At 41.4% G+C, this 7370-nt stretch carries 3 protein-coding genes; all 3 read left to right on the top strand.

Translation table 11 applies throughout. The features are described from left to right. Positions 1-303: 303 nt before the first annotated feature. Genes BN161_RS26490 through BN161_RS26480 form a run of 3 tightly spaced genes read left to right on the top strand, consistent with a single transcriptional unit; the run spans position 304 to position 7350 of the window. Entirely contained in the window at positions 304-2622 is a 2319-nt protein-coding gene (locus BN161_RS26490; protein ID WP_044272047.1) for an ABC transporter permease, read from the top strand. Positions 2623-2656: 34 nt separating this feature from the next. After that, a complete protein-coding gene (locus BN161_RS26485; protein WP_044272037.1) occupies positions 2657-5053 on the top strand; it encodes an ABC transporter permease in 2397 nt (798 codons plus the stop codon). An 11-nt stretch (positions 5054-5064) separates the two neighbouring features. Beyond that, positions 5065-7350, top strand: coding sequence for an FtsX-like permease family protein (locus BN161_RS26480; RefSeq protein WP_044272035.1), 2286 nt, complete (start codon positions 5065-5067; stop codon positions 7348-7350). Positions 7351-7370 lie beyond the last annotated feature (20 nt).

The raw sequence follows: 7370 nt of genomic DNA, 5'->3' as shown, positions 1-7370 counted from the left end.
TATTGCAAACTAATTTTGAATTATTACTTACCAACTTATTTTTTTATGATTACTTAGTATTTACATCCCCATATAGAATCTCTCTCTTTTGAAAACTTTTCCAATAATTAAGCGGGTGCCATGTATGTGATGTGCGAATATGCACAATTTTTGTGCAGTATAGCACATTGAATTTATATTTCAAAATCAATATCTATCTAATAAACAATCAGTTAAATCTTTGGCATAAGATTTGAAAACTAAGTATTAAGAATTTTATAAAAGTCATTAAGAATGAACAACCCGATAAGTAAGCATAAACCTATGATACAGCATTATTTGAAAATAGCATTCCGTAATATACTGAAATACAAAACACAAAGTTTTATCAGTATCCTTGGCCTGGCCATAGGCTTCACCTGCTTTGCCCTTGCCAACCTATGGATACATTACGAAATGACGTATGACGCTTACCACGAAGGAGCCGACCGGATGTATATTCTTTGCAAAGAAAGCGTGTTTGGTGTAAACGGTTACTCTACTTCCATGCCATATCCGGCATCGACCGTGCTGAAGAACGACTTCCCCGAAGTGGAGGCTGCATGCGCTTATACAAAATGGGAACAAAAAGTAGATCTTAAAGCAAATGGCCGTACGGTGGAAACCTATAATATACAGGCAGACTCCTGCTTCATGAAGATGTTCAATATATCCATTCTATCAGGAAACATGGACTTTATGTATTCCAATGACAAGATAGCCTTAACAGAAGATATGGCCATGCGCTTGTTCGGTTCTACGGATGTACTGGGCAAAGAAGTTAAAAACTACAACGATGATACACTGACGATTTGCGCCATTCTCTCAAATCTCAATCACAGTAATCTGTCATTCGGCTACTGGGAACAGGGAGAATATTTCCGCCGCTGGCAGAATGATTGGAGTAATGGAAGTTTCGCAATCATTATCAAGTTACGTGAAGGAACTGATCCGATAGCCTTTCAGAAAAAACTTGCCGCAAATGAAATGAAATCCGATTCGAGAGATCCCCGCACAGTGTTTGAGGGTATCCGATTAATACCACTCGACGAGTATCATTATTCGTCCATTAATAGGAACCAGTCTTTCCAATTCTATTATCTGATACTATTTTCCGTGGCCGGAGGTTTGGTGATCCTTTGTTCTCTGTTCAATTATCTCTCTTTGTTCATCACTCGCATGAGGATACGCAGCCGCGAGATAGCACTGCGCAAAGTATGCGGTTCCTCCATCGGAGGTGTATTTATCCTGCTTTCCGTGGAGTACCTATACATCATATTGTTATCCGGAGTATTGGGGATGGCCTTGGTTGAGACGGTCTTACCCGCCTTTAAGAAAATGTCCGGGGTATCCGGAAATGTTTATGGAGAATCACTTCTTTATTTTGCAGGGATTCTTTTACTGTCTTTACTTCTGTTAGTGCCATTCGCCATCAGACGGTCGCGCATACGGAATAGCGGAAACAAGTACGCACTCCGTAAAGCAAGCATTGCATTCCAATTGGTGATAGGGATTCTTGTCACGTTCTGCATAATAGTGATGATGAAGCAAATCTATTTTCTTACGAATGTGGATTTAGGATGGGAAAGAAAGAATATAGCTTCCATCAATCGTTTATATCCGGACAATGATTTTGAAGCCATTGCTGATAAGATCAGGCAATTCTCATGTACAAGGGAGGTGGTGACCGGACACTGTTGCCTATTGCCCAAATCATCAGGCTTTTCACAAACTTTCGATAATTGGGACGGAAAAGAAGATGCGGCGAAAAGTATAGATATGCTATGTCTGTGGAATTGTGAAAAGACAGTGTCCTTCTACAATCTGAAACTGTTGGAAGGGGAGATGGTGAAGCCGACAGAAACGAATAGCATAATGATTAATGAATCGGCTGTAAAAGCACTTGGAATGAGCGAACCGATTGGAAAGAAACTTTATCAGAAGGGCAGGACATGGACCATTGTAGGTATAATTAAAGACTTCCACATCACGGCACCGACAGAACCGGTGCAACCCTATACTTTAGTCTCAGGGGATATTCTTAAGGGTATGGGATTTTCCTTAGGAAAAGGACAAATCTTAATCAAGTATCACGATGACAAATGGAAAGAACTGAAAAACCGGACAGACAGTATATTCAGCCGGGAATATCCGGAAGTAAGATATAGATTATACAACACGGAAGAAGAATATGCCGGGTATCTCAAGTCCGAAGATGCGCTGATAAAATTATTGAGCTTTGTTGCCGTGGTTTGTATACTTATTGCTGCTTTCGGTATTTTTTCTCTGATTACTTTGAGTTGCGAGCAAAGACGCAAAGAGATAGCTGTGCGCAAGGTGAACGGAGCTACAATCCGGGATATTCTCGTTATGTTCGTGAAAGAATATATGCTTTTGTTAGTCATTGCGGGCGTCATTGCATTCCCTGTAGGGTATGTGCTGATGAAGCGTTGGCTTGAAAATTATGTAGAACGGACAGTTATCAGTGCCTGGATATATTTTGCTATATTCAGTGGAATAATGATCATTATTTTCGCATGTATCGGCTGGCGCGTGTGGCAGGCTGCACGGCAGAATCCGGCAGAAGTGATAAAGAGTGAATAAATAAACGTATAATACGCCATAAAATGTGTATACCATGATACTCCATTATCTCAAAATAGCATTCAGAAACTTGTGTAAGCATAAGACACAAAATATCATTTCCATCATCGGATTGGCAGTAGGTTTGCTCTGCTTCTGTGTCTGCATATATTGCAGTCGCTTTGTAGAAAGCACAGACCATTGTTTTGCTAATCATGATCGCATAGCAGAATTAAATCTCTATGACGGCAAGGCAGACAGATATTTTTCCGGCTCTCCTGTTCCTCTGGCCGAAGATTTGCGCACATGGGCTTTGGGAGAAACGGAAGCCATTTCATCCGTAACCTATCCTCGCGAACGCCCTTATTATGTAGAGTTATCTCCGGAAAAGACGCTACCTTATGAACTTGAAACGATTGAAATAGATACTTGCTACAATAAAATCTTCACTCCGGAAATGGTAGCAGGACATTGGAAAATGGCAAGTCAGTCTCTTAACTCCGTTATCCTGAGCCAATCTATGGCCATTAAAATATTCGGTAATGCAGAAAGTGCTATCGGCAAACATATGACTCTCATGAGAAGGCTCAATACTTCTCCTGAAAGTACCCCGAAAACAGGAGGTATCGTCTACACCATTCAAGCAGTAATGAAAGATATCCCTCTGAACAATAGTTTAGATTTTATGCAAAACATAGATATGCTGACCGTAAACGATAGTGAAGGACTTCTACAAAGTCCCAAACGGCATAACATGACAGGGGCAAATACCTACGCACTGTTATCACCACAAACTACATGCACCGATTTAGAAAAGCAATTCTCAAAAAGAGACTATACTTATACTTTGTATGGCGAAGCTTACACTGTCACTGCCAGTAGTATGGGAGCCAGACTGAAAAAACAGGGTGCTTCTTATCTGGGGTTAGTTACCGGAACTGTAGGTACACTGATATTACTAGTAGGGCTGATCAACTTTTTCCATTTCCTTATCGGTTCTTTCTTCAACCGCACCAAGGAATACAGTATCATGAAAATGATAGGATGCAACTGGAAACAACTCTTCTGTTTACTATTCACACAGTCATTGATTGTCATATCCATATCCTCCATATTGGTATTATCAGGCATAGAATTATTGGGGAATCACATGAATTTTTCTTTGCCGGGCTTTGCAATGACCTTTACCTCTGAAACGCTTTTAATACATGCTCTGCAATATATCGTTCTTCTTATCATACTCTGCGTCCTTATATGTTTGTCTGTTTCCATTCGTATTCGTCGTATTACCGTGCAAACAGGTATTTATGGAAACAATAAACGCAGAGGTAAGCAATGGGGGCGTAACCTTATGCTGGGTATCCAGTTCTTTATTTGCTGGGTATTTGTATCCCTGACGGCTGCTTTATATCTGCAAGCAGAGAAAACGACCAACAGTTTAATCCATACGCTAAGTCAAAAAGAAAAATCGGAGATTCTTAGTATTCCCCTGGACTATCCCTTTATGAAGAATGAGGAAAAGTTGGCGTTGATAGAGCGTTTTAAACAACATGCCGGAGTGAAAGAAATTCTGTTATCAGATGTCGGTTATATGCAAGGGATGTCGGGCAATGGATTAACGACCGAAAAGGGAAATGAGAACTCCTGGATTGATATTAGTGTCATGGCTGTACCCGCCAATTTCTTCTCTTTCATGAATATTCCCATAGAACAAGGAAGACTTCCTCAAACGGAAAAAGATATTGTGGTAGACAATGTCTGGCAGGAGATGCAGAAGAAAGATGTAATCGGTATGAACTTGTATAGCGGTAATACCGATTACACAATCTGTGGAATATCCGCACCTTTTCAGGCCAATGTATATAACCGAAGTAGTGGATATGCTTTCCTGCCTTATGATTCTTCAGTCTACATAGGCCACTGCTACATAAAGAGTCATCCGGGCCGGCAAAAGGAAGTAGCCCAATGGATTGAAAAAGTCTACCGTGAGATGCTTCCTGAAAATATAACTTATCAGGCTAAAACATTCCTGGATGATATCCATGTTTTGCAAGCTCTTGAGTACAATCTGAAGGACATCATTTTGTTCTTTGCTGTTATCAGCATTATTATCACACTATTAGGTGTATACTCCAGTATCACGCTCGATACAGAACGACGTCAGAAAGAAGTTGCTATCCGTAAAGTAAATGGGGCGGATGTTCCGCAGATTATCCTGTTGTTTGCCCGTCTTTATATTATCTTGTTATTGTGTAGTGCCATCGTTGCATTCCCGCTTGTATATGTTGTATTGATGTTATGGAAACAAATGTATACGGTATTCTTTGACTGCGGTCTGCTTTTCTGGCTCTGTATATTCTTGATTGTTACTTTTATTACAGGCTTTACAATACTTTTCCGTATCTTGCGAATAGCAAGAACCAATCCGGCGGAAGTGATTAAAAACGAATAGCAAGTGAAACAATGATACTACATTATTTGAAGATATCGCTCCGAAACCTGTTGAAGTATAAAACTCACAGTCTGATTTCCGCCATTTGCCTGGCGGTAGGAATCGTATGCTACGCTTTGGTATGCTTTTTTGTTCAGCAACAGGAAAAGCTTGCCGATTTGCCCAACTGTGAACGGCGGCTAAGGATAGAAGTCGACCAAAGCGAAAGTCCCTTTTTTCGCAGTCATGAAGTGAAGCGGATGGAAGAACAAACAGTCGATGGTTTGGAATGCGTCGCCATCCACTCTTATGGCAACTCTACAGAGATAGAAGTCATTGATGACGAGCAACGCAATTTGCCTTTCCTGATACGCTATAAAGGAATCAATGCCAATTACTTCGCATACAATGACAGAAAATTATTGTATGGTAACCGTTTACCCAAGGCACCGGATGAAGTGGTCCTGTCACAACAATTTACACGCAAAGCCTATGGTAGCTGCAATCCCATCGGCTCCATCATACATCTCTCTAACCCTAAAAGCATACCAGAGAACTCGATACGGGACTTCAAGGTGGTGAATGTAGTAAAAGACAATGACTTACGCATCCGGGAAGCAGATTGTTACTTCTCTTATGAAATCTTATCTAATGACGCGATAAGCGTAGGCGGCTATTTATCTCCTGAGACAGATATAGAAACACTGAACAAAAATCTGCAGTCGGTAACGTGGCAGCGGGACGAGCATACGGTGCATCCTCACGCATACTTTACTATGCGGCAAGATAAGGCTTGGGAGAATGCGAAACTGTATATACTGTTTGTCGCTTCGCTTATCTTGGTTTCAGGCCTGATAAACTTCCTCAAATTCATCATTCAGATGTTCTACAACCGCCAACGTGAAGTGGCGTTGCGTAAATGTATGGGTTCGGAGATAAAAGGACTGTTTCTACTTCTTTTCGCTGAGGTATTTTGGATGATGTCCATCGCTTTTCTTCTGTCACTGGTGCTGACGGAAGTAGCCATAAATATTGCCGAGACATACATACCGACGTACGACTTACCCAAATTTTCACTGGCTGCAATTTACGCTGTACAGTTTCGGATATATGTCGCACTCCTCCCTGTATGTATGCTGGTGATATGGTTTCCCATCCGCCGATTACGGCAGGTAAGCATTATCAGCCAAGTCAATAACAACCGCAGTCGCCACATCTTCCGTTCGGTCATGATGTGGTTTCAACTCAGTATTTCGATATTTTTCGTAAGCGGCACGCTCGGTATCCATTTGGTATTGGATGAAATTTGGGGACATGCTTATAGCCCGCTTACTTCCCAAGAGGAGGATGACATTATCGCCCTGAAAATAAACAGCCAGCGTATGGGGCAACATTTGAATCCGATATTAACCGATATCCAAGCTCTACCGGAGTGCGTCGAGATGCTACCCATGATGGACAATATGCAAAACGGATTTTTCTTCATGCACACCTACAAGAAAGCAGACCAGTCGGAAGCGCGAATTGCCTTTACGGAAGGTTCTCCGAGCTACTTTAAGTTTCTAAATATCCCGATGCAAGGGAAAGAAATAGGCGAAGATGCGGAAGGAAGCATTTACGTTAGCGAAAGCTTTAAACAGCAACTGGATAAAGACAGTGTGCAAGGCATGGTGGAACTTAATGGACAGAGTTATCGCATCATAGGTACCTTCAAAGCGCTCTATAAAGAATCACAGAAAGAAGGAGTCATCGGTTCGGTATTCTTTCCCGGCAACAGTTTCGGAAATTTCTACTTTAAACTTGCACCCGGAACAGGCTCCGACAAAGGTATCCGTCGTATCACTGATATCTGTCGGAAATATGTTCCTGACACTTTGCCACTCGAAATCCGTACGCTGGCTGATAATAAACAAACCACCCAAGGATCTATATATATCACCCAGGTTGCGATGACGGTACTGGCCGTTATCAGCGTCTTATTAGTCGTGCTAAGTATCTATTCAGCCATTTCTATGGATACAGTCAGCCGGCAGAAAGAAATTGCCATACGCAAAATCAATGGAGCTACTCCGTGGATTATCGCCGGAATCTTCGGAAAAGCCTATCTGGTTATCTTCTTACTGGCCTTTGCTATTGCTTATCCGTTGGTCAGAATCATGTTGCTATCAGTGGATGACACTCCGGTACATTGCATACAAGGATGGGAGTGGGGCATTTCAATCTTCTTCAGTATAGCTTTACTGATATTCCTTACTACAGCATACAAAATTTACCGGATCATGCATATCAATCCGGCCGAGATAATAAAAAATGAATAAACAATATTACTAATTAAAAT

Source organism: Bacteroides timonensis, from assembly GCF_000513195.1.
Taxonomy (GTDB): Bacteria; Bacteroidota; Bacteroidia; order Bacteroidales; family Bacteroidaceae; genus Bacteroides; species Bacteroides timonensis.
Note: the sequence above shows the minus strand (reverse complement) of the source record. Positions and strands in the feature narration are given on the sequence as shown.

What these genes read in the sequence shown, in the direction of transcription:
- BN161_RS26490 (WP_044272047.1), top strand. Translation starts at nt 304, where the DNA reads ATGATACAGCATTATTTGAAAATAGCATTCCGTAATATACTGAAATAC.
- BN161_RS26485 (WP_044272037.1), top strand. Translation starts at nt 2,657, where the DNA reads ATGATACTCCATTATCTCAAAATAGCATTCAGAAACTTGTGTAAGCAT.
- BN161_RS26480 (WP_044272035.1), top strand. Translation starts at nt 5,065, where the DNA reads ATGATACTACATTATTTGAAGATATCGCTCCGAAACCTGTTGAAGTAT.